Source organism: Kitasatospora sp. NPDC005751 (genome assembly GCF_040630835.1).
Taxonomy (GTDB): domain Bacteria; phylum Actinomycetota; class Actinomycetes; order Streptomycetales; family Streptomycetaceae; genus Kitasatospora.
Genome location: NZ_JBEXYC010000013.1, coordinates 38,144 through 64,140 on the forward strand (window position 1 = coordinate 38,144; position 25,997 = coordinate 64,140).

Consider the following 25,997-nt stretch of genomic DNA (forward strand, 5'->3'; position numbering starts at 1 on the left):
TTCCGTCCCCTTTCCGTACGTCGTGATTGCCGCCCCGATTTCCTTCGATGGAACCGGATGCTCCGGTTCCGAGCGTGGTCCGCACCCGTTTCGAACGTGATCGAAGTTGGTCTAGACAAGCTGTTCATGTGTCGGTTACGTTTCCCGACACGAGATCTCGTCCGTAAGTGCAAAGCCGCTCCTGTCCAGCTATCGCAGCGTGGAGGAACAAATGGTTCAGGCGATTCTCAACCTGGTGGACCGCACCTTCTCCCGGGGCCTCAAGGAGGAGGCCGCGGACGCGTACTGCGCGTGCCCCGCGGGCACCAGCTCCTGGTGCTCCGGCGAGGTTCTGTACGTCCGCACGTGCTGCTCCTGGAACTGCGCCGTCGCGCCGTCCTGTGAGACCTACGGGATCATCGGCGGCTGCTGATCCCCGTCCCGGCGATCCATTCGCCGTGACGACGACGGCCGACTGACACACAAGTCCGCCGGCGCCCCCGCCCATCCGGGCGGGGGCGCCGGTGACGGGGGAGCCATGACTGCCTACCTGCTGCTCGGCGGCCGCTGCGTGCTCGCGGCCGTGTTCGCCGTCTCCGCGCTGGCCAAGTTCCGGGCGCCGCGCGAGTTCGCCTCCGCCCTGCGCGCGATGTCCGTCGTGCCCGGGCGCCTGACCGGTGCCGTCGCGGCCGCCGTCCCGGTGGTGGAGGTCGCCGCCGGCCTCCTGGTGTGGGCGTCGAAGCCCCTCGCGACCTGGGGGTTCGCGCTCGCCGGCGGGATGTTCGCGGCCTTCGCGGTGGTGCTGGTCTCCGTCCTGCGGCGCGGGCTGGACGTCTCCTGCTCGTGCTTCGGGGCCTCCGGGGTGCCCGTGAACCGGGCCCATGTGGTCCGCAACGCGGTCCTGCTCGCCATCGCCGGAGCCGGCCTGTCGGCGAGCACCGCGTCCGATCCCGGCGGCCTCGCCGCCGCCGGGGTGGCGGTCGCCCTGCTGGTCGCGGCCTTCGCCAGCATCCTGATCATCGCCACCGACACCCTGGTGGAACTCTTCTCGGCCGCCCGCTGACCGGCACCCGCCTTCCCCGGGCTCCCGCTTCCCCGGGGCTTTCCGGGCGCCCCCATCCCCGCGCGCACGACCGCGCCGGAACGAGGAACAGATAACCATGACCACGGTCTCCGTCATTCTGGTCGGCTGCCTTTCGGTATTCAATCTTCTACTGACCCTGGTATTGGCCAGGAAAATCACCCTGGTGTCCCACGGAAATGCCCACGGTCATTCCCACGGAGCCTCCCAAGGTGGTGCTGCGGGCAGCATTCTGAGCGGTGTGTCTATTCCGGAGAACAAGATCCCGGACGGCGCGCCGATGCCCGCTTTCCGGGCCGTCTCGCATTCCGGTGGTCCGTTTTCCGGTGACGACCTGACCGGTGACCGGGCAGTAGTGGGATTCTTCTCCACCACCTGCGGCTCGTGCCTCGAACAGGCCCCGGACTTCGTCAAGGCCGTGACGGCCTACCCCGGTGGGCGGGAGCGGGTGGTGGCCGTGGTCAAGGGCACCGGCCCGGTCGGCGACAACCTCGTCGCGATGCTCGAACCGGTGGCACGGGTGGTGGTCGAGCCCGCCGGGGTCGCCGAGGGCTCGGTGGCCGAGGCGTTCGGCGTGGTCCGCTGGCCGAGTTACGTGGACATCGACGCGGCGGGGCGGATCACCAACCGCCTCCTCCCGGCCGAACTCACCGTCGCCCCCGCCTCGCTGTGACCGGGACGCCTCCCGGAGCGCCCCCCGGGACGCCTGCCGGGCCGATGGCCGGCCCGTCGCCCGCCGGGGCTGCCGGGCACCGCCCCGCCGTTCCGGCGGAGGGCCGGCGGGCCCTGCGCTCGGGTGCCGCCGCCTGCGCCCTCGCCTGGCGCGCGAGCCCGGCCGCCCTGCTGCTCTCGCTGCTCACCAGCCTGGTGGCCGGGCTGTTGCCGGCCGGTACGGCGCTGCTGGTCAGCGACCTCTTCGACGACCTCACCGGGCCCGCCGGCACGGGCGCCGCCGCCGGGGTGCCCGTCCGCACCTGCGCGCTGCTGATCGCGGCCAGCCTCGGGCTGGCGCTCGCCCCCGCGTTCGGCGAGTTCACCCGGGCCCGCAGCAGCCGGGCCGTCCGGCTGCGGGTGCAGGAGGAACTCTTCGACGCCGTCAACCGGTTGCCCGGTCTGCGGCGCTTCGAGGACCCGCGCTTCCAGGACGAGTTGCGGCTCGCCCAGCAGGCCGGCGGCATCGCCCCCGACCTGCTCATCGGCTCGGCGTTCAGCAGCCTACAGGCGCTGCTGACGGTCGCCGGCTTCCTCGGCACCCTGTTCGTGGTGAACCCGCTCCTCGGCGCGCTCACCCTGCTGCTGACGCTCCCGCTGATCCGCGTCCAGCTCGCCGCCGGGCGCCGCCGGGCGGCCGTGCTGCGCGAGACCATGCCGCGCAACCGCCGGCAGATGTTCTACGGCAGCCTGATCGCCGACGTCGACGCGGTGAAGGAGATCCGGCTCTTCGGCCTCCAGGACTTCTTCAAGCAGCGGGCGCGGACCGAACTCGTCGCGGTCTCCGAGGCGGAGAACCGCACCGACCGGCAGAGCCTCGGGCACCGGCTGCCCGCCCTGCTGCTCGGCGTCGCGGTGTACGGGCTCGGCCTGGTCTGGGCCGTCCGGGCCGCCGCCGGGGGCGAGTTGTCGATCGGGCAGGTCTCGGTCTGCGTGGCGGCCGTGGCCGGCATCCAGTCCGGCGTCGGACAGCTCGCTAGCACCGGCGCGGCCGCCTACCAGGCTGCCATCACCTTCGCCCACTACCGCGCCCTGGGCACCGCCGAACCCGACCTCGCCCTGCCCGCCGTCCCGCTGGCACCCGGCCGGCTCGGCGGGACGATCGAGTTCCAGGGCGTCTGGTTCCGCTACCACGAGGACGCGCCGTGGACGCTGCGCGGCGTCGACCTGACCGTCCCGGCCGGCTCGGTGACCGCGCTGATCGGCCTCAACGGCGCGGGCAAGAGCACCCTGGTCAAGCTGCTCTGCCGGCTCTACGACCCGGGTCGCGGCCGGATCCTCTGGGACGGCGTCGACATCCGCGAGTTCACGCCGGAGGCCTACCGGGAGCGGATCGGCGCGGTCTTCCAGGACTACTGCCGCTACGACCTCACCGCGGGCGAGAACATCGGCCTCGGCCGCCTCGACCACCTCCAGGACCGCGCCCGGGTCGCCGGGGCCGCCCGCGCCGCCGGGGTGCACGCCCGGATCGACCGGCTGGAGGGCGGCTACGACGCGCTGCTCAGCCGGATCTTCCTGCCCGAGGGGGCGGGCACCGGCTGGGGCCATTCGCTCTCCGGCGGCGAGTGGCAACGACTCGCCGTGGCGCGGGCGTTCATGCGCCGGGACGCCGACCTGATGATCCTCGACGAGCCCAGCGCCGGGCTGGACGCGGCCGCCGAGAAGGAGGTCCACGACAGCCTGCGCGAACTGCGCCGGGGAGCGACCAGCGTCATCGTGTCGCACCGCCTCGCCGCAGTCCGCGACGCCGACCGGATCGTCGTCCTCGCCGAGGGGCGGGTCACCGAGGTGGGCACCCACGAGTCCCTGATGACGCTCGGCGGCCGCTACGCCGAACTGTTCACCCTCCAGGCCGAGGGCTACCAGCCCGCGGCCGGCCCGGTTCCGTAGGAGACCCCCATGACGCAACTGCTCCTCGCCGTCGGCGGCGCGATCGCCGCCGTGGTGGTGGTCGTCGCCGCGCTGGCCCGCACCGCGCTGTCGGTCGTCGTGGTCTCCGGGCCGAGCATGGCCCCCGCCCTGCGGCCGGGCCAGCGCGTCCTGGTCCTGCGCCGGAGCTGGGCGCGGCTTCGGCCGGGCCGGATCGTCGTGGTCTCCCCGGCCGACCTGGACCTCCCCGCCGACCCGGCCGGCCGCCGCCCGCGGCGGCTCCTGGTGAAGCGCCTCGCCGCCCTGCCGGGCGACCCGGTGCCCGACCCGGTCCGCGCCGCGGCCGGCACCACCGTCGTGCCCGGCGGCCAGGTGGTCCTGCTCGGCGACAACCCCGCCTTCAGCACCGACTCCCGCCTCTGGGGCGCCGTCCCGGCCACCAGCATCGTCGGCGTGGTCCTCGACGGCGTCCCCCTGCGCGGCTGACGGGCCCCGGGGTCGTGTCAGGTGGGCGGTTCGGGGGCCTGGGCGGGGGTGCGGGGGTGGAAGGGCAGGTCGGGGCGGGTGCGGGGTGGTCGGTTAGGGTGGCCGGATGGGGGCGGACCGGGGGGTGGCGGAGGGGCGGCAGGCCGTCGCGGTCCTGGCGGCCCTGCGGGCGCGCCCGCTGCGTTTCCCGTTCACCTCCACCCCGTGGCGTTGCTGGGGGCACGTGCTCGGGGGTGCGGTGTTCGGGCCGCTGCTGCTGGCCCTGCTCGCCGCCCTGCTGCTGATCGGCACCGGGCTGTCCGTCGTCGGGGTCGGCCTGGTGGTCCTGCTGGGCGTCGCGCTCGCCGGGATCCCGGTCGGCGCGCTGGAGCGCCGCCGGCTGCGGCTGGTGGAGCCGGTGCCCGTGCCCGACCCGCACCGCGCGCTGCCCGGGGTCGGCCGGCGGGCCCGGCTGCGGACCAGGCTGCGTGAGCGCGCCACCTGGCGCGAGCTCGGCTACACCGCCCTGTTCGCCCTGGTCCTGAGCGTCGTCGACCTGGCCTTCACGGCCCTGCTGGTGTTCTGCGGCGCGCTGGTCGTCAGCCCGCTGGTGGTCTGGGCGCTGGCCCCCGAGACCGTGATGCTGATCCCCGGCCGGGCCGTCCCCGGTCCCGCCGCCGCCCTCCCCGCGACCGCCGTCGGACTGGGCGGCCTGCTGCTCTGCGGGTACGCGGGCGCGCTGCTGACCGCCGGCCGGGTCCGGCTGGTCCGGTTCCTGCTCGGCCCCCGGCCGGAGGGCCTCGGTCGACAGGTCCTCGAACTCACCCGCTCGCGGGCCCGCCTGGTCGACGCCTTCGAGGCCGAACGCCGGCGGATCGAACGCGATCTGCACGACGGCGCCCAGCAACAGCTCGTCGCCCTCAGCATGACCCTCGGGCTGGCCGCGTACGAGCTTCGCGGGCGGGCGGACGACGACCCGGCGCTCGCACTGGTCGACCGGGCGCGCGGCGAGGCCCGGCAGGCGCTCGAACAGCTGCGGGACCTCGTCCGGGGCATCCACCCGCAGGTGCTCACCGACCACGGGCTGGCCGCCGCCGTCGCCGAGGTCGCGCTGCGCCACCCGGTCCCGGTCGCGGTGGACATCGACCTGCCGGACCGGCTGCCCGGACCGGTCGAGACGACGGCCTACTTCACCGTCACCGAGGCGCTCACCAACGCGGCCAAGCACAGCGGGGCCACCGCGGTCACCGTCCACGGCCGGGTCGACGACGGCCGGTTGGTGCTCCAGGTGACGGACGACGGCCGCGGCGGGGCAGACCCGGCCGCCGGGGCGGGGCTGCAGGGCCTGGCCGACCGGATCGCGATTCTGAGAGGGAGGCTGATGGTGACCAGTCCGATCGGCGGGCCGACGCGGCTCCGGGTGGAGGTGCCGTGCTCCGGATCGTGATCGCCGAGGACGCGGTGCTGCTCCGGGCCGGGCTGGTCGAGCTGCTGGCCCGTGGCGGCCACCAGGTGGTGGCCGCGGTCGGCGACGCGGCCGCGCTGGCCGCCGCCGTGGACGCGGACCGCCCCGACCTCGTGCTCACCGACGTCCGGATGCCGCCGGACTTCCACGACGAGGGCCTGCGGGCCGCCCTGGAGCTGCGCGAACGCCACCCGGGCCTGCCCGTGCTGGTGCTCTCCCAGTACGTGGCCACCCCGTACGCCACCCGGCTGCTCGGCGCCGCGGGCGCGCAGCCCGCCGGGCTCGGCTACCTGCTGAAGGACCGGGTCGGCGAGGTGGCGGACTTCCTGGACGCGCTGCGCCGGGTGGCGGCCGGTCAGACGGTGATCGATCCCGAGGTGGTCCGGGTCCTGCTCCGGCAGCAGGCGGCGGACCGGCCACTGGCCCGGCTGACCCCGCGTGAGCGGGAGGTGCTGGCGCTGATGGCGGAGGGGCTGAACAACCAGACCGTCGCCGGGCGGCTGGGCATCACCGAGGCCTCGGTGGTCAAGCACTGCGGGAACATCTTCATGAAGCTCGACCTCGACCCGGCGGAGGGCAACCGCCGGGTGCTGGCGGTGCTGGCGCACCTGCGGGGGGAGTAGGTCCGGGGCGGGCCCCTCCGGAAGCGGGTGCGGACCCGCCCGACCCAGCGGGCGGTGCCGCCTCACCCGCGGCGGACGGACCCCTCCGGGGCGGCGGCGTCCGCGCCCGCCGGGTCGAGCAGCTCCGCGAGGCGGCGGGCGGAGGCCTCCCAGGACCACTGCGCCCGGACCCAGCGCCGTCCCGCCGCCCCCATCCGGGCGCGGTCGGCCGCCGGGGCGCCGAGGATGCGGCCGACCGCGTCCGCGACGGCGGCCGGACTCCGGCCGTCGACGACGGCGCCGGTGACCCCGTCGAGGACGGCGTCGGGCGCGCCACCGGACCGGCCCGCGACCACCGGCAGCCCGGCGGCCGCCGCCTCCAGGAAGACGATGCCCAGGCCCTCCGCCTCCAGACCGGCCCGCCGGGTGCGGCACGGCATCGCGAAGACGTCCGCCGCCGCGTAGTAGGCGGGTGTCGCCGCGTGCTCCCGGCCGCCGGCGAAGACCACCGAGCCGGGCTCGGTGTGGTGCCGGGCGAGGGCGCGCAGCCGTCGTTCGTCCGGGCCCCGGCCGACCAGGACCAGGACGGCCCCCGGCACCGTCCGCCGGATCAGCGGGAGGGCCCGGATCAGGGCGTCCTGACCCTTGCGGGGGACCAGCCGGGCCACGCAGAGGATCATCGGCGCGCCGGTGTCCGGGGCGCCCGCCGCGCCCGCGCCCGCCGGCCGGAAGCGATCCGCGTCCACACCCGGCACGAGCCGTTCCAGCCGGGCCCGGGGCCCTAGCGCGGGGGCGATCCGCGCCCGGGTGTACTCGCCGAGGTAGGTGACCACGTCGACGTGGTCACCGATCCGCCGGAGCAGTCGGCGGGCGCCTGGGGTGCGGGCCCACCAGATCTCGTGGCCGTGCGTGGTGGCGACCGTGCGGGCGATCCCGGGGGCCTGCCGCCGGAGCCCGGGCGTCATCGCGGCGAGCGGGGCGGCGGCGCCGAACCAGACCCGGTCGCACCCGTGCGCGCGGGCGATCTCGGCGGCCCGCCGGGTGACCCTGGCGGTCGGCAGCAGCGTCCGGGACCGGTCGCGGATCACCGGGAAGGGGAGGGCCGCGTCGTGCGCGGCGGCGCCGGGCTCGTCCGAGGTGAGGACGACGACCTCGTCGGCGGGCAGACGGGTGGCCAGGGCGTGGACGAAGGTTTCGATGCCGCCCTGCCGGGGCGGGAAGTCATTGGTGACGATGAGTGTGCCGGCCATGGGGTCGGTGCAACCTCGGTTCGGGGATCGGTGAGCGGATCGGTTCGGGGATTGGTTCGGGGATCGGTGGGCGCGTCGACGAGGGCGCCGGTGCGGGGAGCGGGGCGGGCCTGCGAGCGGGCCCAGAGGGTGAGCAGGAGCGGTAGCGCCAGGTAGCCGAACCGCCCGGCGGGTGCGAGCAGGAAGGCCACGCAGAGCCCGAGGGCGAGCCGGTCGGCGGCGCCGACGGCGTCCCGGGGCGGGCGCAGCACCAGCGAGGCGGCGACGGCCAGTCCGCCGAGCAGCAGCAGCGTCACGGCGGCGTACCAGCCGGCCGGGCCGAGGTCCGCGAGCAGCCGGCCGGGCAGCGGGCTGCCCGCCGGGGTGGGCAGCGGGCCGCGTCCGGTGGGGAAGGCGAACACCTGGTGGAACATCGGGCCGGGCGAGCGCAGCGCCCCCGGCAGGACGAGGACGGCCGTGCCCGCCAGCGCGACCGCCGTGGCGCGCAGCGCCGCCCGCCGGCCGGCCGTGGCGGCGAGCAGGGCCGCGACGACCGCGACCGCGGGCCAGGCCGTCCACTTGAGCGCGCAGGCCGCGGCGAGCGCCAGCCCGGCGGCGCCGGGGCGGTCCCGGGCGGCCAGGGCGAGGGCCAGGCAGCAGAGGCCGGTCATCGGCAGGTCCACGCCGCTCACGCAGAGCGGCAGCGCGACCAGCGGCGAGGCGGTGAGCGCCGCGAGCCCGGCCCGGTGCCGGCGGCCGGCCGCGAACAGGCAGCCCAGGAACGCGGCGGCGCACCAGAGCCGGGCGTCCCCGAGCAGCCGGGCCGGCCACTCCTGTGCGCCCAGCACCGCGCGGGGCAGCCCGAACAGCGCCATGCCGGGCAGGTACGGCGTGTACTCCGAGACCGTGTGCGGATCGGCCAGGTAGGGGGTGCCGTGCCGGATCAGCAGCTCCGCGGACCGCTCGATGACGGCGACCTCGCTCTGCCCCTGACCGGTCAGCACCAGCCGCAGCAGCGGCAGGGCCAGGGCCCCGAGCAGGGCCACCGCCACGGACCAGGAGCGGGCCCGCCGCCACGGCAGCACGAGTACGGCAACGGCCGCTCCCAGATAGCCCGTTGCGGCGATGGCGCCCCAACTGCGGTGCGGCCCGAGCCCGGAGACGAGTGGGAAGGCCGCCGCCCAGCCGGCTGCGGTCAGCCAACCGGCGCACCACGGTGCCCGCCGGTCGAACCACCCCGCCCGGTAGGTGAGTTGGGATCCCCCGGGGCGATGGTGGTCCCGGTCGCGGTGGTCGCGTCTGCCTCGGTGATTCAGCACCCCTTCATTCCAGCGGCGCAGTACGGCCGGGTCATGACGGCCAGGTCGAGACCTGGGGTCGGGTTTCCCCTACCTTCGTCGCCCGCCCACCTTCGCCCTGACGTTCGGTGACGACGGAAACACGTTCGGTGGCGAAGCTCGCTATCGTGGTCCCGTGGTGAGGTCGTGGGATGCCGCGGTGGAGCGGGCGCAGGAGCGGTTGGCGGCGGTGCCCCGGCTGCGGACGGTGGACGGCGGGGACGGGCGGCGGTTCGAGCTCTGGGACGTGGCGTCCCGCGCCGAGGGCGAGCTGGGCGAGCGGGTGGACCCGGACGCCCTGACCCCGGAGGCCGAGCGCGGGCTGCGCGAACGGCTCGGCGAGAGCGGCCGGGAGTGGCCCGACGGCGGGCTCTACCGCCGCCGCTACTGGGTGCACGGCCCGGACGGCCGGGACGGTCCGCCGGTCGGCACGGTGGCGGTCGACAACTGGACCAGGGGACCGGGCCAACTGGCCGTCTCCTCGCTCTACCTGCGCCCCGGCGCGCGCGGCCGCGGCCACGCCGCCGCCGTGCTCGACGAGGTGTACCGGGCGGCCGCGGCCGAGGGGATGCCCGGCTACCGCCTGGACGCGCACTGGACCTGGCAGCACGCCGTCCGCTACTACCTGCGGCGCGGACTCTGGGTGGTGTCCTGGAAGCACGCCCTCGGCCTCGCCCGGATGCCGCAGCTGCCGTCCTACCGGGTGCGCGAGGAGGACGACCGGCTGCTCCTGCTGGTCTCCGACGCCCGCCACGGCTGGGTGCCGCTGCTCGCCGCCGGGCGGGAGGGCCGGTGGCTGCGCCTGGACGAGACGGCCGCCTACCGGCAGAGCGACGGGTGGGTGCACGACTTCGCCCGCTCGACGCTCGCCCTGCACCTCGCGCTGGCGGGCCGGCCGCTGGTGCGCGGTCCGCAGTGGTGGGCGGAGGCCTGGCGCTGGTCCGACACCGGCGAGCCGGAGGGCCTCGCGTACAAGATCGAGCACTTCGAGCGGCTCGCGCGCGACGCCGGCCGGCGCGTCGTCTCCCCCCACCGGCCGGAGGGCGCCGGGCCGGAGCGGCCGGTCCTGCGGGATTCGGACCGGGCCCCGCAGGTGCCCGGCCCGGCCGACCGGCTGCCGAGCACTGCCCCGCAGGGGCCGTGACGGCGCCGCCACCACCGTTCGCGACGGCCGCGCACACCCGCGGCCGGACGGCTGGGAGACTCGGGGGATGGCTGAGATCGAGATCGACGGCGCGCCTGCCGACCCCGGGCAGCTGGCCGCCCTGGGGCTGCTGAACTACGGGCACTTCACCACCCTGCGGGTGGAGTCCGGCCGGGTGCGCGGACTGGCCCTGCACCTGGACCGCCTGGTCCGGGACTGCCGGACGGTGTTCGGTGCCGAGCTGGACCGGGAGCTGGTCCGGCAGCGGATCCGCCGGGTGCTCCCGGCGGACGGCGCTCCGGTGATCGTCCGGGTCACCGTGTTCGATCCGGCCCTCGGGCTGGAGCGCCCGGCCGCGCCCGCCCTGCCCCGGCTGCTGGTGACCACCCGCCCGGCCCCGGCCGCGGCCCCCGGGCCGCTGCGGGTGCGCACCGCCGCGTACCGGCGCGAGCTGCCCGAGGTGAAGCACGTCGGCCTGTTCGGTCTGGTCGGGCTGCGCCGGCAGGCCCAACTCGACGGCTACGACGATGCCTTGCTGACCGGGGAGGACGGCCGGATCACCGAGGGGGCCACCTGGAACGTCGGCTTCCACGACGACCGGCAGGTGGTCTGGCCGGAGGGCCCCGCGCTGCCCGGCGTCACCGCCGCGCTGCTCGCCGCCGCGCACCCCGGTCCGCAGCGGCGCGAGCGCGTCGACCCGGCCGGCCTGGGCCGGTTCGTGGCGGCCTTCGCGGTCAACGCGGGTGTCGGCGTCCGGCCGATCGCCGCGATCGACGGGACGGCGTTCGACCCCGCCCACCCCGTCCTCGCGCCGCTGTGCGCGGCGTACCGGCGGATCGAGGGCGACCTGCTCTGAGCCGGGCCCCACCGGTCCGGTCCGCAGCGCTCCTCCGGTCCCGAGAGTTCCGTCGGTCCGTAGAACTCGGACGGACCCCGAAAGAACTCCGGTGCTGCGGGCCGGGGGCAAGGCGGGGGGAACGGGGTGGGGATAACCCCCCGGTCCGTCCGCCAGCGGCCTCCATGGTTCGGAGCACCCGCCCTTCCTAGGCTGGAACACGTCGACGACCAGCGACGATTCCCGAAGGAAGGCCCCTCCATGGCACGCCGCCAGCACCCCCAGACCGAGCCGTACGGCCGCCCCGGCGCCCACGCAGCGATCGAGCTGCGGGCGGTACGGCGCAGCTACGGCCGCGGCGGCGACGTCGTGCACGCCCTGCGCGGGATCGACCTGTCGCTGGACCGGGGCAGCTTCACCGCGGTGATGGGGCCGTCCGGCTCCGGCAAGAGCACCTTCCTGCAGTGCGCGGCCGGCCTGGACCGCCCGGACGGCGGCGAGGTCTACCTCGGCGGCGAGGAGATCACCCGGCTGAGCGAGAACCGGCTCACGAAGCTGCGCCGCAGCCGGATCGGCTTCATCTTCCAGTCCTTCAACCTGCTGCCCTCGCTGACGGTCCAGCAGAACGTGCTGCTCCCGCAGCGCCTCGCCGGTGAGCGCCAGGACCGCGCCCGGGCACGGGAGTTGCTCGCCCAGGTCGGTCTCGGTGAGCACGCCGGCCGGCGGCCCGGCCAGCTCTCCGGCGGCCAGCAGCAGCGGGTGGCGATCGCCCGCGCGCTGATCACCGACCCGGACGTGGTCTTCGCCGACGAGCCGACCGGCGCGCTGGACACCCGCACCGCGCACGAGGTGCTCGGCCTGCTGCGCCGCGCCGTGGACACCATGGGCGCGACCGTGGTCATGGTCACCCACGACCCGGTGGCGGCCTCCTTCGCGGACCGCGCCGTGTTCCTCGCCGACGGCGCGTTCGCCGGCGAGCTGTACCACCCGGACCCGAACGCCGTCGCCGACCGCATGGTCACGCTGGCGGCGCGCCCGGTCGGAGCGGCGGCATGAGCAACGGACTCGCGCGCGCCTCGGTGCGCTTCCGGCCGGCCTCCTTCGTCGGCACCTTCCTGGCCCTGCTGCTCGGCGCGGCCATCGTGACGGCCTGCGGCACGCTGCTGCAGACCGGCCTCACCGCGAGCGTGCCGCCGAGCCGCTACGCCGCCGCCCCGGTGCTGGTCGCGCCGGACGCGGCCGTCGAGATCACCGTCAAGACCGGCGGGGACGAGGACGTCGAGAGCCTGCCCGTCCCCGAGCGGGCCCGGGTCGACGCGGCGCTGGCCGGGCGGATCGCGGCCCAGCCCGGTGTCGCGGCCGCCCGGCCGGACACCGCCTTCCCGATCCCGGCCGGCTCCGCCCCCGGCGTGCCCGGTCTGACCGGCCGGGGCATCGCCGCCCTCGGCATCGCCGGAGCGGGCGAGAAGCTGGTCGAGGGCCGTGCGCCGGGCGCGGGCGAGGTCGTCCTGGACGTCGACACCGCGCACGCCGCCCACCTCGCGCCGGGCGCCACCCTCGCACTGACCGGGCCCGGTGGCACCGGCACCTACCGGATCTCCGGCCTCGCCGCCTCCCCGGGGGCGGGCCCGCAGCATCCGGCCGCCACCGCGTGGTTCGCCGACCAGGTCGCCGACCGGATCTCCGGCCACCCGGGCCGGGTCGACGCGATCGCCGTCGTCCCCCGCGACGGCGTCACCGCCAAGACCCTCGCCGCCCAGGTCCGCCAGGCCGTCGGCGGCGACGCCGAGGTGCTCACCGGCGACGCCCGCGGCGCCGTCGAGCAGCCGCTGCTCGCCGAGAGCCGGACCATGCTCACCGCCCTCGGCGGCTCCTTCGGCGGCATCGCCACCATGACCGCGGTGTTCGTCGTGATGAGCACCGTCGCCCTGGCGACCGGCCAGCGGGCCCGGGAGTTCGCCCTGCTGCGCGCCATCGGCGCCACCCCGCGCCAGATCCGCCGCACCATCGCCACCGAGGCGGTGCTGGTGGCACCGATCGCCGGCGCCCTCGGCATCCTCCCCGGCCTCGCGCTGGCCCGCTGGTGGTTCGGCGAGCTGGCCGACCGCGGCGCCGTCCCGGCGGCCGTGCCGCTGGACGTCGGCCCGATCCCGATGCTCGCCGCCGTGGCGACCTGCACGATCGCCGCGCTGACCGCCGGCTTCTTCGCCTCCCGCCGCCCGTCCCGGCTGCGGCCCAGCCAGGCCCTCGGCGCGGCGGCGGTCGAGGCCGGCCGCCCCGGCACGGTCCGGACCGTGGTCGGGCTGCTCTTCGCCGCCGGGGGTGTCTCGCTCGCCGCCGTCGCGGCCGGCCTGGACGGCTCGAAGGCCGCCAACACCGCCCTGGGCGTGGTGATGTGCTTCCTGATGGCCGTCGCCCTGCTCGGTCCCTGGGTGGCCGGGGTCGCCGCCGGGGTGTTCGGTCTCCCGCTGCGGGCCGGGGCCGGCGCGCCCGGTTCGCTCGCCGTCGACAACACCCGGGCCAACGCCCGCCGGCTGGCCTCCGCGATCACGCCGATCGTCATGGTCACCGCTTTCTGCGGCACCCTGCTCTTCATGCAGAGCACCATCACCCACGTCACCGGCGAGCAGGTGCGCACCGGCATCACCGCCGACCACGTGGTCGGCTCGACCGGCCCCGGCCTGCCCGCCGGCAGCGCCGACCGCGCCGCCAAGGTGCCCGGCGTGGACGCCGCCGTCGGCGTGCTGCGCACCAGCACGGTGTACCGCGACGGCAGCGTGCTCGGCACCGCCAACACGCTCGGCATCAGCGGCGACCCGGCGAAGCTCCCCGCGGTGCTCGACCTCGGGGTGAAGAGCGGCTCGCTGGCCGAGCTCGCCCGTTCGGCCGACACCGTCGCCCTGGACGCCGGTCTGGCCGACGCCCTCGGCGTCACGGTCGGCGACCGCGCCCCGCTCTGGCTCGGTGACGGCACCCCGGTCAAGCCCACCGTGGTCGCCACCTACGAGCGCGGCCTCGGCTTCGGTCAGGTGCTGCTGCCCCGGGCGGCCGTCGCGGAGCACGTCACCGCCGGCTACGACAGCCAGCTGCTGGTCGCGGACGCCCCCGGTGCCGACCGGGCCGCCGTGGCCGCCGCACTGGGCAACCTCTCCGGCGCCGGCGCGACCACCGTCGCCGACCGGGCCGGCTTCGTCGCCCAGGCCGACAAGGCGCAGGAGATCGGTGCCTGGGCGAACGCGGTGATGGCCGGTGTGCTGGGCGGCTTCGCCGCCGTCACCGCCGCCAACACCCTGGCGATGACGGTGCTGGACCGCCGCCGGGAGGTGGCGCTGCTCCGCCTGGCCGGGACGACCCGCCGTCAGGTGCGCGGCATGATGCGCTGGGAGGCCCTGCTGGTCGCCGCGACCGGGCTGGCGGTCGGTGCGGTGATCGCCTGGGTCACCCTGCTGCCGATCACCCGGGGCATCACCGGCTCGGCGCCGCACATCCCGGTCGGCCTCGCGCTGCCGCTGGCCGCCGGAGCGGTGCTGCTCTGCCTCGGCTCGACCGGCCTGCCGGCCCGCCTCCTGCTGCGCGCCCACCCGGTGGCGGCGGGCGGGGGCCGGCAGTAGCGCGGACCCCTGGGGGCTCCTGACGGCGGGACGGGCGGTGCGCGAGGGTGGCGCACCGCCCGTTCGAGTGGGCCGAGGGGTGGGGGTGTGGGCCTCGGGGTGGCGGGACGGGCGGTGCGCGCGGGTGGCGTACCGCCCGTTCGGGTGAGGGCTCCGGCCCAGGCGGGCGCAACGGGGTGGTGATCGACCTGCCCCCGGTTCGGCGCCACGGATCCGGGAGCCCGGTCGGTTACGGTGTCGGCCGCGCCGTCCGGGGCCGAGCCGCCTCCGGAGGCGTTTGCCGTTTCCCCTCCGCCAGGCCCGCCGGGCCGTTTCCCGCACCCGTTCCGCACCGGTTCCGCAGCTGTTCCTCCCGCCGCCGTTCCTCCCGTCGTCGTTCCGCAGCCCCTTCGCACCCTCCCGCACCGGTTCCCGCCTCACGGCCGAGCAGAGAGAAGCCCACCCATGAGCAGTCCTCCCGTGGCCCCCGCGCCCCGTCGGCCGCTGATCCTGCTGCGGGCGAGCGCCACCGCGCTGGCCGCGCTGGCCGTCCTGCAGACCGTGCTGGCCGGCAGCTACCTCAACGGCCACTACGAGTCGCTCGTGCTGCACGAGGCCGCCGCGCGGGCGGTGCTCGTCGCGGCGTGCTGCCAGCTCGTGGCGGGGGCGCTGGTCCGGCGGCCCGGCCGTGACCGGCGCGGCCCGCGCGGGCCGTTGTGGCTCTCGGTGCTCCTGGTGGCGACGGTGACCCTGCAGACCGCCGTCGGCTACAACCGCGCGATCGGGGTGCACGTGGTGCTCGGTGTGCTGCTGGTCGGCGGCATCCTGGCCGGCCTGGTCGGTGCCTGGCGGCTGCCGCTGCCGGCCCGCGCCGGCGCCGCCGCGGCCGACCCCGAGGGCGCCGGCCGGCTGCCCCGCCCGGGCGGACCGGTGGAGGTCGCCCAGTGAACCGCCGCCGCTTCCTGGGCATCGGCGCGGCCGTGGTCGGCACCGGCGGGATCGGGGCCTTCGCCCTCCCCTCGGCCACCCGGCTGCTGGCCGAGGCCCGGCCGGGCCGGCTGCTGCTCAGCGCGATGGAGCCGCCCGCCCCGTTCCAGGTGCCGCTCCCGGTGCCGCCCGTGCTGCAACCGGTCCGTACCGACGGCACCACCGACTACTACGAGATCACCCAGCGGAGCGCGCGGCTGGAGATCCTGCCCGGCCTGCGGACCGAGGCCTGGACGTACGGCGGCAGCTTCCCCGGTCCGACCTTCGCCGTGCGGGCCGGGCGGCAGAGCGTGGTCCGCCACCGCAACGAGCTGCCGGTGCCCTCGGTGGTCCACCTGCACGGCGGCCACACCCCGGCGGACAGCGACGGCTACCCGACCGACCTGCTGCTGCCGGTCGGGGGCGGCGGTGCCCGGGGCGCCCAGGACATGGCCGGGACGGCGGGCATGCCGGGGATGGAGCACCACCCGGCCGACCCGGCCGCCGCCCGGACCGCCGACGGCGAGCGCACCTACACCTATCCGAACCACCAGCGCGCGGCCACGCTCTGGTACCACGACCACCGGATGGGCTTCACCGGCCCCGCCGTCTGGCGGGGCCTGGCCGGCTTCCACCTCGTCCACGACGACGAGGAGGACGCGCTGCCGCTGCCGCGCGGCGAACGCGACGTCCCGCTGATGCTCGCCGACCGCTCCTTCGCCGAGGACGGCTCCTTCCAGTACCCGGCCACCGATGCCGCGCTGGCCGTCCCGGGCGTCACCGACGACTACATGAACGGCGTCCTCGGCGACGTCATCCTGGTCAACGGCGCCCCCTGGCCCCGGCTCGCGGTGGACCGCGCCCGCTACCGGCTGCGCGTGCTGAACGCCTCCAACGCTCGCCTCTACCGCCTCGAACTCGATCCGCAGCCCTCCGGCGGCGACGCGCTGGTGCAGATCGGCGGCGACGGTGGCCTGCTGGAGGCCCCGCTGGCGCACGACGCGCTGGAGATCGCCCCGGCCGAACGCTTCGACCTGGTGGTCGACTTCGCCCGCTACCCGCCGGGGACGTCGGTCCGCCTGATGAACCGGTTCGGCACCGACCGGGACGCCGAGGTGATGGTGTTCGACGTGTCCTCGCGGACCGTCACCGACGACTCGGCCGTGCCCGAGCGGCTCTGCACCCTCGAACGGCTCGATCCGGCCGCCGCCGTGACCACCCGGACCTTCGGCTTCCGCCGCAGCCGCAACGACGGCTGGACGATCAACAACCAGCCCTACCAGCCGGGCCGTTCGCTGGCCCGGCCCGCCCTCGGCACCGTCGAGAAGTGGCGCTTCTTCACCGACGTCCACCACCCCGTCCACCTGCACCTGGACCCCTTCCAGGTGCTCTCGCGCAACGGCGCCGAACCCGGCCGCTACGACGCCGGCTGGAAGGACACCGTGGACCTGCGGCCGGCCGAGTCGGTGGAGGTCCTGGTCCGCTTCACGGACTACCCGGGGACGTACATGCTGCACTGCCACAACCTGGAGCACGAGGACATGGCGATGATGGCGGACTTCGTCGTGGAGTAGTGCGCCGGCCGGGCCGGTGGCCACCGCTCCGTCCCCTCACCCGTTCGGCCGCGCGCCGGCGGGCGGCCGTCCCGCCCGCCGGCGCCTCGACGTGCCGGGCCCCCGCGGTTGACCTAGCGTCGCGGGAGGGGCACCGGCCCTGCCGTCCGACCGAGGAGCGCGCGCATGACCAGTCCCGCCGAACGCCGCCGGCGCGGCCGGGCCGCCCGCGAACGGGTCTCGCGCTCGGCCCACGGCCGCTGGATCCCCGCGGCCGACCGGCTCGACCCGATCGCCGTGCTGGAGCGGCAGGGGGCGGACCGGGTCGCCGAACTGCTGCCGATCCGCTACGGCCGGATGGCCGACTCCGCCTTCGCCTTCCTGCGCGGCGCGGCCGCCGTGCTGGCCGCCGACCTCGCGGCCGTCCCCGACACCGGCATCACCGTCCAGCTCTGCGGTGACGCCCACCTGGCGAACTTCGGCATGTACGCCTCGCCGGAGCGGGCGCTGCTCTTCGGCCTGAACGACTTCGACGAGACCTACCCCGGCCCGTTCGAGTGGGACGTCAAACGGCTCGCCGCGAGCGCCGCCGTCGCGGCCCGCGACAACGGCAACGACGAGGCGCACGTCCGCCGGGCCGCGCTGACCGCCGCGCTCGGCTACGCCACCGCGATGCGGCGGCTGGCGGCGATGGGCGAACTCGACGTCTGGTACGCCCGGATCGACACCGAGGACCTCCTCCCGCTGATCAGCAGGTCCAAGCGCCGCAAGCGGGTCGAGGCCGGTATGGCGCACGCCCGGCGCCGCACCAGCCTGCAGGCCTTCGGCAAGCTCACCGAGGAACGGGACGGCCAGCGCCACATCATCAGCGAGCCGCCGCTGATCCAGCCGCTGACGAAGAACGAGTTCGGTGCCGTCGGGCAGATCTTCAGCGACTACCGGGCCACCCTCAGCGAGGACCGCCGCGTCCTGCTCGACCGGTTCCAGTTCGTCGACGCGGCGCGCAAGGTGGTCGGCGTCGGCAGTGTCGGGACCCGCTGCTACATCATCCTGCTGGAGGGGCGCGACGCCCGGGATCCGCTCTTCCTCCAGGTCAAGGAGGCCACCCGGTCGGTCCTGGAGGACCACCTGCCCGCCGGCAGCCGGGTCGACGCCGAGGTGACCGGTACCCACGGCGGCCGCCGGGTGGTGGTCGGCCAGCACCTGATGCAGGCCGTCAGCGACATCTTCCTCGGCTGGACCACCGGCCCGGCCGGCCGCCACTACTACGGGCGCCAACTGCGGGACATGAAGGGTTCGGTGGAGGTCGCCGACATGACGAGGTCCGGTCTGCGGGACTACGCGGACCTCTGCGGCCGCGCGCTGGCCCGCGCCCACGCCCGCTCCGGCGACCGGCTCGCCATCGCCGGCTACCTGGGCTCGTCGGACACCTTCGCGGAGGCGATCGCCGACTTCGCCGTCAGTTACGCCGACCGGACCGAGGCCGACCACGCCGCCCTGCTGTCCGCGATCGACGACCGGGTGATCACGGCGAAGCGGGGGATCTGACCCTGGCCGCCCGGTCCTCCAGGCAGGACCGTCACGCCAGTTCGGGCAGCAGTGCGGCGAGCCGTCGCAGTTGGTCGCGCTGGTCGGCGAGGTCGAGCGCGCCCGGGCGGGCGACGACAGGGCGGGCCCCCGCGTCCCGGTACCGGGCGAGGCCGGCCACGACGTTCTCCGGCGTGCCGGTCACGAGCGCCTGGATCCGCTCCGACTCCTCCAGCGGCAGGCCGTGGTCGGCCCGTGCGTAGGCGTCGGGCGCCAGGCGGCCACGTCCTCGTCCACGCGGACCTAGACGAAGAGGGCGGGGGTGATCGCCTCCGGGTCACGGCCCGCCCCGGCCGCCGCCTTCCGCACGTCCAGCAGCCCGGACCGGTAGTCGGCGGGGTCCGGCGGGTACGGCAGCCGGCCGCCGTAGCACCGCCCGGTGCGGGCGAGGGCCGCCGCAGTGGGCGCCGGCGGCCGGGCGACGGGGTCGGGCGCCACCCGGTCGGCGGGGGTGCGGACCCCGCCGGTCGACGGGTTGGCGGGGGACCGAGGCCCGTCGAAGGTCGGGGTCGGCGCGTCTTCGTGGCTTCAACTCGCCTTTCCGGATGATGAGTTGAGGGTCCGCCCTGGTGCCGGTGGGGCATGTGCATGACTTCGACAAGATGATTCCTCGTCAGTAACATGGCGGCGCGGCCGTGCGAGCCGCCTCCCTGCCTCCACTGATCACGGGCGGTCGTGTCCTCGTCCGCCGCTCCGAAAGAGTCCTGTTGAAGAGTTCCCTCGGCATGGCGGTCCGCCCTGCCCTCGTCTCACTGGTGCTGCTCGGTGTCGCCGCGTGCGGGCCGACCTCGGGCGACCAGCCGGGCTCCCCGACGGCCGGCGCGACCGGCGGTGCCCCGGTCGCCGCCTCGGCCTCCGGTGCCGGCCACCCGGTCGCCGCCGTCACCCCGACCGGTTCGCCGCAGGCTCGGGCCGCCACCCCGGCCAGCGCGTCCACCGCCTCCGGGCGTCCCGCCGCCACCACCCTGCCGGTGGCGGCGGCGCAGCCGGGCGCGCAGCAGGCCGCCGTCGGCGTGCCCGGTGCGGACGGCACGGCCGTCTCCCCGGCGGCCCGGAACCTCCAGCTCACCGCGTACGACCCGGCCGCCGGTACGGCGGTCCTGGCTGCCGCGGGGCCGTCGGCACCCTCGGCGGGTCCGTCGGCGAGCCCGTCCGCCGGTCCGTCGGCGAGCCCGTCCGCGGGCCCGTCCGCGAGCCCGTTCGCGAGCCCCTCGCCGGGGTCGACGGCCGCGGTCGAGGCCGTCCGGCCCGGTCAGCTGATCGCCAGCCCGCCGACGGCCGCCGCGCCGCAGGGCGCCCTGGTCGCCGTCACGGCCGTCCGTTCGGCGAGCGGCGGGTCGGTCTCCCTGGCGACCCGGCCCGCGACGCTGACCGAACTGCTCGGCGGGGCCGAGGCGGACGGCAAGGTGGCCGTCGACCCCCAGGCGATCAAGGTGACGCCCCTGGTCAAGGACGTCAAGGCGACCGTCGGCCGGGAGGACGGCACCACCACGGCCGACGCGTCCGGCACGCTGGAGGTCGACGTCAAGGCGCCGATCCCGCTCCCCGAGGGGCTGAGCGCCGACGCCTCCGGCTCCCTCCAGCTCCACCCCGCCGTGCACTTCGCCTACCACGGTGCCGGCGCGGGCAGCCCGCGCACCGCGTCGATCGGCTTCGACCTGGGCGCCCACGCCCAGTGGAAGGTCACCGGTGACTTCGCCCGTGGCACCGGCGCCGCACCGATCCGGGTGTCCTTCGCCAAGCTCCAGGCCAGCCCGGTCATCACGGTGGCCGGCCTGCCGGTCGTGGTGAACCTCGGGCTCACCTGCTACCTGGAGGTCAGCGCCGACGGCCAGGTCCACCTGGAGGCCGAACAGGAGGTCACCGGTACCTGGGCGGTGCACGCCGACTACGCCGGCGGGCGCGGCTGGACCTCGTCCACCGACGCCGCCGACACCAAGGTCTCCCCGGTCCACGTGCGGCTGACCGGCAAGGCGGCCGCCCGGGCCGCGCTGGGCGCCGAGGTGAGCGTCGGCCTGTACGACACGGTCGGCGTCGAGGCCACCGTGGCCCCGTACCTGCGGGCCCGGGCCGACGGCTCGCTCACCGTGGACGTCCCGGGCGGCGCGCCCCAACTCCAGGGCAGCTGGGCCCTGCTGGGCGGGGTCGACCTGAACGGCGCGCTGCTCGCCCATCTGAAGGTCTTCGGCACCCCGATCATCGAGGGCAAGCTCCCGCTGCCGCCGTTCCACCGCGAGTGGCCGCTGGTGTCCGGTGCGCTCCCCTCGCCGGCCCCGAAGGGCTGAGCCGTCGTCCGTACCGCGGACCCCGGGCCGATTCGGCCCGGGGTCCGCGGCGTGCGAGGGGTCAGGCGCCGTCGTCGTCCTCCGTCGCGGCCTCCTTCCCGGCGCCCGCGGGCGCGACGCCGCTGAAGTTGTTGGCGGGCAGGAGGTAGTCGAAGCTGCCCGAGGAGGTGTGCGCACCGCCGGCGGGGCAGACGCCGTTGGTCGGGTTCCCGTTGAACCAGAGGCCGAAGCACTTGCCGCGGTACCGCCAGTTGGACTGTCCGAGGATGGCCACGGAGCTTCCTTTCCGGACGACTTCCCCGGGTCGGAGGAAGAGCGTCCCGTGGGGGGCATGCGTCCATGGTTCGGTGCCCGGAGTCCCGGACACATGAGGCAGGTGTCCCCTGTGCGGCAGGGACCTCCCCGATGACGTGTCAGTGGGCTGTGCGACAGTGGCCCGCATGCTGGCGATCGAGGTGCAGACGGAGAACGGGGAGCGGCACCTTCGGGTGACCGCCGAGGAGCTGGCCGCACTGGTGCGCCGGATCGGCGGGCCGGGCGACCGCTTCCTGGTGGTGGAGCGGATTTCCGGCCCCGCCGAGGTGTTCGTCCAGGTCTGGCACGAGGCCGGCGGTGACTACACCCTGGAGCACCGCGAGGGCTCGAACGACCGCCATTTCCGGGTGCTGCTCGACGACCCCGGCCCGGTGATCGCCGCGATGACGGGCTGGGCCCGCCGGGCGGACGGTTGGGACGCCGGCCTGGCCTGGCGGCGGCTCGACCTGACACCGGAGCCCGAGACGCCGGCGCCGCCGCTGGAGCTGCCCGACGACGACCGCAGGCAGCTGGAGGACCGCCTCCGCCAGAGCCTGGCCGGCGGTTACGCGACCCGGGCCGAACTCGCCGAACTGGCGGAGGACTACCTGGTCAAGGGTGACCGGCGACCGGTCTCGCCCGCGCAGGCCCGGGCCCTGGTCGACCGGATGTGGCGCGAGCGGGCCGAGGAGCAGGCCGGCTGGGAGGGCGAGACGGACGCCGACCGGATCACCCGTGCCTTCACGGCACTGGAGGCGGCCGGCATCACGGCCCGCGAGAACTTCACCTGCTGCCACTCCTGCGGACAGGCCGAGATCGCCGGCGTCGGCTCGCCGGACGCCCGGGGCTTCGTCTACTTCCACTCCCAGAGCACCGACGCGGCCGCCGCCGGCCACGGGCTGTCGCTGTACTACGGGGGCTTCGACGACTCTTCGGAGACCACCGCCGCCGTCGGCCGTGAGGTGGTGGCCGCCCTGGCGGTGGCCGGCCTGTCGGCGGACTGGGACGGCGACCCCGCCAGTGCCGTCGAGGTGCGACCGCTGGACTGGCGCCGGCGGCTCGTCGGCTGACCGCGCGCACCCGTTCCTCGGGACCGGCCGGATGACGCCCGTCCCCGGGCCCGGCACGTGGACATCCGGGCGGGGTGACGGGAGGATCGGCGCATGACAGCTGACGGACCGTTGACGGAGGAAGACCTCAGCGCAATGGAACGGCGAGCCGCCGCGGCGGCGCCGGGCCCGTGGACCGCCTGGCTGGAGGGTCGCCACGGCGTCGGCGGCGACAGCTTCATCCAGGTCCGCCCCGAGGCGGAGCCGGACGACGAGATCTACGTCAGCCGCTTCGTCGAGGGCGCCCAACTGCCCGGACAGGACCCGAGGCTCGACGCGGACATCGACTTCATCGCGGCTGCCCGCCAGGACGTCCCCCGCCTGATCGCCGAGGTGAGGCGGCTGCGGGCGGCCGCGGCGGACCGGTCCCGCGGCTGGTGACTGCCGGGAGGTGAGGCCCCGGCCCCCTCCGCCGGGCACCTCCGCACAGGAAGTCGGCCGGTCCGACTCCCTGCGCGGAGGCCGGGGACGCTCGGCTCATCGCCCCGGACGTCGCGGCGAGTCCCACCGAAGCAGGGCGTTCGTTGCCCGGAAGAGGGGTGGGACAGCCCGGGCCGGACCTCAGGCCGGTTTCAGGGCGGTCTCAGGCCGGGTTTCAGGCCGGGTTTCAGGCCGGGGTGAGCAGGTGCAGGGCGCCGGGGACGGCCTCGACGTCGACTGGCAGGGCGGCCATGAACTCGCCGTCGGCGTATGCGGTGATGCCGGGGGAGTCGATCCGCAGCGAGGGCGTGCGGTGGGTGGTGACCTCCGGGTGATCGACGTGGGTGCCCTTGAAGAGGGTGGGGAAGAAGCGGGCGATGCGGTGGCGGGGCATGGCGTCGACCAGGGTGATGTCGAGCAGGCCGTCGGTGGGGTCGGCGGTGGGGCAGATGAGCATGCCGCCGCCGTAGCTGCTGGTGTTGCCGACGGCCGCGAGGGTGAGGTCGCGCGCGATGACGGTGCCGTCGGCGAGGGTGAGGCGGAAGGGGAGCGGGCGGAGGTTGGCGAACTCGACCAGGATGGCGAGGTTGTAGCGCATCCTGCCGTGCGGCCAGCGCAGCCGGTTGGTGCGGTCGCTGACCAGCGAGTCGAAGCCGCTGGCGAGGACGGAGCCGAACCAGCGCCGCGTGCCGTCCGCCGAGGTGATCCGGCCGAGGTCCACCGTGCGGGTGCGGCCGGCGGCGATGACGTCGGCCGCCGCCTCCGGCTCGCCGCGCGGCAGCCCGTACGCGCGGGCGTGGTCGTTGCCGGTGCCCGCCGGGACGACGCCCAGGGGGACGTCCGTCCCCGCGGCGGCCTGGAGGCCGAGGTTGATCATGCCGTCGCCGCCGACGACCACCAGGGCGTCGCAGGAGCCGGCGGAGACGGCCGCGCGGGCCAGGTCGAGCGACTCCTGGGCCGACGAGCCCGCCCGGGCGTCGACCTCGACGCCCAGGGCGCGCAGCCGGTCGGTGGCGCGGCGGGCCGCCGGCTCGGCGTGGCCGGCGGCCGCGGCCGGGTTGGTGAGGAGAACGACCCGGGTGATGGTTCTCCGGTCGGTCATGGGATCAGCTTGCCGGGGTTGAGGATGCCCGCCGGGTCCAGCTCGGCCTTGACCGCGCGCAGGATGCGGACGCCCAGCTCGCCGATCTCCTCGGCCATCCAGGGCCGGTGGTCGGCGCCGACGGCGTGGTGGTGGGTGATGGTGCCGCCGTTGGCGAGGATGGCGTCCCCGGCGGCGCGCTTGGCGACGGCCCAGCGGGCGAGCGGCTCCTCGCCGAGCGCGGCGACGACGGTGAAGTAGAGCGAGGCGCCGGTCGGGTAGACGTGCGAGATGTGGCAGAGCACGAGGGCGCCGGGCAGGGCGCCGGTCAGCGCGGTGGTGACCGCCAGGCGGAGGTCGGCGAGCCGTCGCCAGTCGGTCGCGGTCTCCAGGGTCTCGCAGAGCGCCCCCGCGCTCAGCAGCGAGTCCCGCAGGTACGGCGCGTTGAACCGGCCGTGCTCCCAGGCCCGGGCCGGTGCCTCGCCGAGCGAGGTGGCGCCGGCGGCGAGCAGGACGTCCCGGGTGAGCCGGTGACGGGTCGCGACCTGGTCGGCGGAGCCCTCGAAGACGGTGACCGCCAGGCAGCCGGTGACGGCGGGCTCGCCGCCGATCTTCTCCGTCATCGCGAGGTTGACCATGGTCTCGGCCTCGTCGGAGAGCCGGATCACCGTCGGACCGGTGTCCTGCTGCTCGACCGCGCGCAGTGCGGCCGCGCCGGTGGCGAAGTCCGGGAAGGACCACGCCTCGTAGGCCTTCACGGCGGGCACCGGGTGGATCCGGACGCGGACGGCGGTGATCACGCCCAGCGTGCCCTCCGAGCCGAGGAAGAGTTCACGCAGGTCGGGGCCGGCGGCGGAGGCGGGGGCGCGGCCGAGGTCCAGCACGCCCGCCGGGGTGACGACCCGCAGGCCGCGCACCATCTCGTCGAAGCGCCCGTACCCGGCGGAGTCCTGGCCGGAGGAGCGGGTGGCCGCGAAGCCGCCGATGGTGGCGAAGCGGAAGCTCTGCGGGTAGTGGCCGAGTTCGAAGCCGTGCTCGGCGAGCAGCGCCTCGGCCGCCGGGCCGGTCAGGCCCGCGCCCAGGACGGCCTCGCCGGAGGTGGCGTCCAGGTCGAGCAGCCCGTCGAGGCGGCGCAGGTCGAGCGAGACGACGGCGCTGAGGCCGCCGCGCTCCGGGTCGAGCCCACCGACCACGCTGGTGCCGCCGCCGAACGGGACCGCGGCGATCCGGCGCTCGGCGCAGAGCGCGAGCAGGGCGGCGATCTCGTCCTCGCCGCCCGGCAGCACGACGGCGTCCGGCGCGTCCTGCGGCTCGCGGCCGCGGCGGCGCAGCAGGTCGGGGGTGGACTTGCCGCCCGCGCGGGGGAGGCGGTCCGCGGGGGCCGCACTGACGTGGGTCTCGCCGACCACGGCGGCCAGCGCCTTCAGGTCCGCCTCGGTCAGCCGCGAGGGCCGCAGGGTGACCTCCTCGGCGGCGGGCCCGGGGGCCGCGTCGCCGGTGACGCCGAGGGCGGCGGCCAGCAGGGCTTTGATGTCGGCCGACAGCTCCTTGGCGAGGGCCGGGTCGCCCCAGGCGTCCCACTTCATCGGGGGGAGCGGCAGCGCGGCGTGGGCCGGTCCCGCTTGCGTCTCAGGTGCCATGCGTTACAGTTTCACACATCATGTCAAGTAGTAACGATGATCACGACGGCCGCCCGGTCGGCCCCGGGGCGGGCACCGAGTCGCGCGGCGCAAAGGCCCATGGCGCGGAGGCGCGCGGCCCTGCGCAGCGTGGAGCCGAGCCGAGTGCGGCCGAGCCGCCGGGGGCCGAGCCGCGTGCGGCCGAGCCGCGCAGTACCGATGACGCCATTCTCGACGCCGCCGCCGAGCTGATCGTCCACCTCGGCGTGCGCCGCACGCAGTTGGCCGAGATCGCCCGGCGCGCCGGGGTCAGCCGGCCGACCGTCTACCGGCGCTGGCCGGACGTCCGGGCGGTGATCGGGGCCCTGCTCACCCGGGAGATCCTGGCGACCCAGGCCACCGTCCAGCTGGTGGGCGAGGACCGCGCCGCCTTCGTCGAGGGCGTCGTCGAGGTCGCCGTCCGGCTGCGCGACCACCCGGTGCTCGCCGCCCTGCTGCGCTCGGCCGACTCCGACGCGCTCTTCGAGTACGTCGTCGAGCGGCTCGGCACCAGCCAGCTCGGGCTGCTGGAGGCGTTGCGCAGGGGTATCGAGCAGGGGCAGGCGCACGGCTCGGTCCGCGCCGGCGAGCCCGTCGAGCTGGCCGCGATGGTGCTGCTGATCGCCCAGTCCACCGTCCAGTCGCACCGCATGGTGGCGCAGCTGCTGCCGGAGGCGGCCTGGCGGCGCGAGCTGGCCCGGGCGCTGAACGGATACCTCGCGCCGTGACCGCTCGGG

Annotated in this window: 25 protein-coding genes; 18 read left to right on the forward strand and 7 right to left on the reverse strand. The window is 75.9% G+C overall.

What is annotated here, in order from left to right; genetic code table 11:
- Positions 1–211 precede the first annotated feature (211 nt).
- From ABZ497_RS15250 to ABZ497_RS15280, 7 genes are all read left to right on the forward strand, one after another.
- On the forward strand, positions 212–412 hold the full coding sequence (locus ABZ497_RS15250; protein ID WP_359805318.1) for a hypothetical protein: 201 nt from the start codon (positions 212–214) through the stop codon (positions 410–412).
- A gap of 105 nt (positions 413–517) precedes the next feature.
- A complete protein-coding gene (locus tag ABZ497_RS15255; protein ID WP_359805320.1) occupies positions 518–1,042 on the forward strand; it encodes a MauE/DoxX family redox-associated membrane protein in 525 nt (174 codons plus the stop codon).
- A 97-nt stretch (positions 1,043–1,139) separates the two neighbouring features.
- Positions 1,140–1,733 (forward strand): TlpA disulfide reductase family protein, encoded by a 594-nt coding sequence (locus tag ABZ497_RS15260; RefSeq protein ID WP_359805322.1) that lies wholly within the window; start codon positions 1,140–1,142, stop codon positions 1,731–1,733.
- A gap of 44 nt (positions 1,734–1,777) precedes the next feature.
- Complete coding sequence (locus ABZ497_RS15265; protein ID WP_359805324.1) at positions 1,778–3,661, forward strand: ABC transporter ATP-binding protein; 1,884 nt, start codon at positions 1,778–1,780, stop codon at positions 3,659–3,661.
- A 9-nt stretch (positions 3,662–3,670) separates the two neighbouring features.
- Positions 3,671–4,126 carry a S26 family signal peptidase gene (locus tag ABZ497_RS15270; RefSeq protein ID WP_359805326.1) on the forward strand — a complete coding sequence of 152 codons (456 nt, stop codon included), beginning with the start codon at positions 3,671–3,673 and terminating at the stop codon, positions 4,124–4,126.
- 106 nt (positions 4,127–4,232) lie between these two features.
- On the forward strand, positions 4,233–5,552 hold the full coding sequence (locus ABZ497_RS15275; RefSeq protein ID WP_359805327.1) for a sensor domain-containing protein: 1,320 nt from the start codon (positions 4,233–4,235) through the stop codon (positions 5,550–5,552).
- The gene (locus ABZ497_RS15280; RefSeq protein ID WP_329490319.1) at positions 5,537–6,193 is read left to right on the forward strand and encodes a response regulator transcription factor; all 657 of its coding nucleotides are present in this window, start codon (positions 5,537–5,539) and stop codon (positions 6,191–6,193) included. Before ABZ497_RS15275 ends, ABZ497_RS15280 begins: the two co-directional genes overlap by 16 nt.
- A 62-nt stretch (positions 6,194–6,255) precedes the next feature.
- Here the strand turns inward: ABZ497_RS15280 and ABZ497_RS15285 are convergent, their stop codons facing one another.
- Both ABZ497_RS15285 and ABZ497_RS15290 read right to left on the reverse strand, forming a co-directional pair.
- Positions 6,256–7,371 (reverse strand): glycosyltransferase family 4 protein, encoded by a 1,116-nt coding sequence (locus ABZ497_RS15285; RefSeq protein WP_359805466.1) that lies wholly within the window; start codon positions 7,369–7,371, stop codon positions 6,256–6,258.
- Positions 7,257–8,720, reverse strand: a complete 1,464-nt coding sequence (locus ABZ497_RS15290) for a hypothetical protein (RefSeq protein ID WP_359805329.1) — start codon at positions 8,718–8,720, stop codon at positions 7,257–7,259. The genes ABZ497_RS15285 and ABZ497_RS15290 overlap by 115 nt, the downstream gene beginning before the upstream one ends.
- Positions 8,721–8,874: 154 nt before the next feature.
- On the opposite strand from ABZ497_RS15290, the gene ABZ497_RS15295 reads away from it, so the two are divergent.
- The 7 genes from ABZ497_RS15295 to ABZ497_RS15325 all read left to right on the forward strand — a co-directional run bounded on the left by ABZ497_RS15295 (position 8,875) and on the right by ABZ497_RS15325 (position 18,374).
- Positions 8,875–9,882, forward strand: coding sequence for a GNAT family N-acetyltransferase (locus ABZ497_RS15295; RefSeq protein WP_359805331.1), 1,008 nt, complete (start codon positions 8,875–8,877; stop codon positions 9,880–9,882).
- Between the two features lie 67 nt (positions 9,883–9,949).
- Positions 9,950–10,738, forward strand: a complete 789-nt coding sequence (locus ABZ497_RS15300; RefSeq protein ID WP_359805333.1) for an aminotransferase class IV — start codon at positions 9,950–9,952, stop codon at positions 10,736–10,738.
- A gap of 240 nt (positions 10,739–10,978) precedes the next feature.
- On the forward strand, positions 10,979–11,773 hold the full coding sequence (locus ABZ497_RS15305) for an ABC transporter ATP-binding protein (RefSeq protein WP_329490323.1): 795 nt from the start codon (positions 10,979–10,981) through the stop codon (positions 11,771–11,773).
- Positions 11,770–14,328 carry an FtsX-like permease family protein gene (locus tag ABZ497_RS15310; RefSeq protein ID WP_359805335.1) on the forward strand — a complete coding sequence of 853 codons (2,559 nt, stop codon included), beginning with the start codon at positions 11,770–11,772 and terminating at the stop codon, positions 14,326–14,328. The genes ABZ497_RS15305 and ABZ497_RS15310 overlap by 4 nt, the downstream gene beginning before the upstream one ends.
- Before the next feature lie 444 nt (positions 14,329–14,772).
- Positions 14,773–15,255: a hypothetical protein gene (locus ABZ497_RS15315; protein ID WP_359805337.1), complete on the forward strand. Its 483-nt coding sequence runs from the start codon at positions 14,773–14,775 to the stop codon at positions 15,253–15,255.
- On the forward strand, positions 15,252–16,847 hold the full coding sequence (locus ABZ497_RS15320; protein ID WP_359805338.1) for a multicopper oxidase family protein: 1,596 nt from the start codon (positions 15,252–15,254) through the stop codon (positions 16,845–16,847). The genes ABZ497_RS15315 and ABZ497_RS15320 overlap by 4 nt, the downstream gene beginning before the upstream one ends.
- A 165-nt stretch (positions 16,848–17,012) precedes the next feature.
- Positions 17,013–18,374 (forward strand): DUF2252 domain-containing protein, encoded by a 1,362-nt coding sequence (locus tag ABZ497_RS15325; RefSeq protein WP_359805340.1) that lies wholly within the window; start codon positions 17,013–17,015, stop codon positions 18,372–18,374.
- Positions 18,375–18,405: 31 nt separating this feature from the next.
- Here ABZ497_RS15325 and ABZ497_RS15330 read toward each other — a convergent pair whose 3' ends face one another.
- Positions 18,406–18,558 (reverse strand): hypothetical protein, encoded by a 153-nt coding sequence (locus tag ABZ497_RS15330; protein ID WP_359805342.1) that lies wholly within the window; start codon positions 18,556–18,558, stop codon positions 18,406–18,408.
- Between the two features lie 98 nt (positions 18,559–18,656).
- A complete protein-coding gene (locus ABZ497_RS15335; protein WP_359805344.1) occupies positions 18,657–18,851 on the reverse strand; it encodes a hypothetical protein in 195 nt (64 codons plus the stop codon).
- Positions 18,852–19,120: 269 nt separating this feature from the next.
- Between ABZ497_RS15335 and ABZ497_RS15340 the strand changes: the two genes are divergently transcribed.
- Complete coding sequence (locus ABZ497_RS15340) at positions 19,121–20,698, forward strand: hypothetical protein (RefSeq protein ID WP_359805345.1); 1,578 nt, start codon at positions 19,121–19,123, stop codon at positions 20,696–20,698.
- 61 nt (positions 20,699–20,759) lie between these two features.
- Here ABZ497_RS15340 and ABZ497_RS15345 read toward each other — a convergent pair whose 3' ends face one another.
- Positions 20,760–20,972 (reverse strand): hypothetical protein, encoded by a 213-nt coding sequence (locus ABZ497_RS15345; protein WP_359805347.1) that lies wholly within the window; start codon positions 20,970–20,972, stop codon positions 20,760–20,762.
- A gap of 166 nt (positions 20,973–21,138) precedes the next feature.
- Between ABZ497_RS15345 and ABZ497_RS15350 the strand changes: the two genes are divergently transcribed.
- Together ABZ497_RS15350 and ABZ497_RS15355 are read left to right on the forward strand one after the other, a co-directional pair.
- Positions 21,139–22,062 carry a hypothetical protein gene (locus ABZ497_RS15350; protein ID WP_359805348.1) on the forward strand — a complete coding sequence of 308 codons (924 nt, stop codon included), beginning with the start codon at positions 21,139–21,141 and terminating at the stop codon, positions 22,060–22,062.
- A 93-nt stretch (positions 22,063–22,155) separates the two neighbouring features.
- Positions 22,156–22,482 (forward strand): hypothetical protein, encoded by a 327-nt coding sequence (locus ABZ497_RS15355; RefSeq protein WP_359805349.1) that lies wholly within the window; start codon positions 22,156–22,158, stop codon positions 22,480–22,482.
- A gap of 226 nt (positions 22,483–22,708) precedes the next feature.
- On the opposite strand, the gene ABZ497_RS15360 is transcribed toward ABZ497_RS15355, so the two are convergent.
- Both ABZ497_RS15360 and ABZ497_RS15365 read right to left on the reverse strand, forming a co-directional pair.
- Positions 22,709–23,623, reverse strand: coding sequence for a diacylglycerol kinase (locus tag ABZ497_RS15360; RefSeq protein ID WP_329490333.1), 915 nt, complete (start codon positions 23,621–23,623; stop codon positions 22,709–22,711).
- Entirely contained in the window at positions 23,620–25,242 is a 1,623-nt protein-coding gene (locus tag ABZ497_RS15365) for an FAD-binding oxidoreductase (RefSeq protein WP_359805350.1), read from the reverse strand. The genes ABZ497_RS15360 and ABZ497_RS15365 overlap by 4 nt, the downstream gene beginning before the upstream one ends.
- A gap of 20 nt (positions 25,243–25,262) precedes the next feature.
- Between ABZ497_RS15365 and ABZ497_RS15370 the strand changes: the two genes are divergently transcribed.
- Entirely contained in the window at positions 25,263–25,988 is a 726-nt protein-coding gene (locus tag ABZ497_RS15370) for a TetR/AcrR family transcriptional regulator (protein ID WP_359805351.1), read from the forward strand.
- The last annotated feature ends 9 nt before the right edge of the window (positions 25,989–25,997 follow it).

Coding starts and splice junctions, on each gene's coding strand:
- ABZ497_RS15250 (WP_359805318.1), top strand. CDS start 212: ATGGTTCAGGCGATTCTCAACCTGGTGGACCGCACCTTCTCCCGGGGC.
- ABZ497_RS15255 (WP_359805320.1), top strand. CDS start 518: ATGACTGCCTACCTGCTGCTCGGCGGCCGCTGCGTGCTCGCGGCCGTG.
- ABZ497_RS15260 (WP_359805322.1), top strand. CDS start 1,140: ATGACCACGGTCTCCGTCATTCTGGTCGGCTGCCTTTCGGTATTCAAT.
- ABZ497_RS15265 (WP_359805324.1), top strand. CDS start 1,778: ATGGCCGGCCCGTCGCCCGCCGGGGCTGCCGGGCACCGCCCCGCCGTT.
- ABZ497_RS15270 (WP_359805326.1), top strand. CDS start 3,671: ATGACGCAACTGCTCCTCGCCGTCGGCGGCGCGATCGCCGCCGTGGTG.
- ABZ497_RS15275 (WP_359805327.1), top strand. CDS start 4,233: ATGGGGGCGGACCGGGGGGTGGCGGAGGGGCGGCAGGCCGTCGCGGTC.
- ABZ497_RS15300 (WP_359805333.1), top strand. CDS start 9,950: ATGGCTGAGATCGAGATCGACGGCGCGCCTGCCGACCCCGGGCAGCTG.
- ABZ497_RS15305 (WP_329490323.1), top strand. CDS start 10,979: ATGGCACGCCGCCAGCACCCCCAGACCGAGCCGTACGGCCGCCCCGGC.
- ABZ497_RS15310 (WP_359805335.1), top strand. CDS start 11,770: ATGAGCAACGGACTCGCGCGCGCCTCGGTGCGCTTCCGGCCGGCCTCC.
- ABZ497_RS15315 (WP_359805337.1), top strand. CDS start 14,773: ATGAGCAGTCCTCCCGTGGCCCCCGCGCCCCGTCGGCCGCTGATCCTG.
- ABZ497_RS15325 (WP_359805340.1), top strand. CDS start 17,013: ATGACCAGTCCCGCCGAACGCCGCCGGCGCGGCCGGGCCGCCCGCGAA.
- ABZ497_RS15350 (WP_359805348.1), top strand. CDS start 21,139: ATGCTGGCGATCGAGGTGCAGACGGAGAACGGGGAGCGGCACCTTCGG.
- ABZ497_RS15355 (WP_359805349.1), top strand. CDS start 22,156: ATGACAGCTGACGGACCGTTGACGGAGGAAGACCTCAGCGCAATGGAA.
- ABZ497_RS15360 (WP_329490333.1), bottom strand. CDS start 23,623: ATGACCGACCGGAGAACCATCACCCGGGTCGTTCTCCTCACCAACCCG.
- ABZ497_RS15365 (WP_359805350.1), bottom strand. CDS start 25,242: ATGGCACCTGAGACGCAAGCGGGACCGGCCCACGCCGCGCTGCCGCTC.
- ABZ497_RS15370 (WP_359805351.1), top strand. CDS start 25,263: ATGTCAAGTAGTAACGATGATCACGACGGCCGCCCGGTCGGCCCCGGG.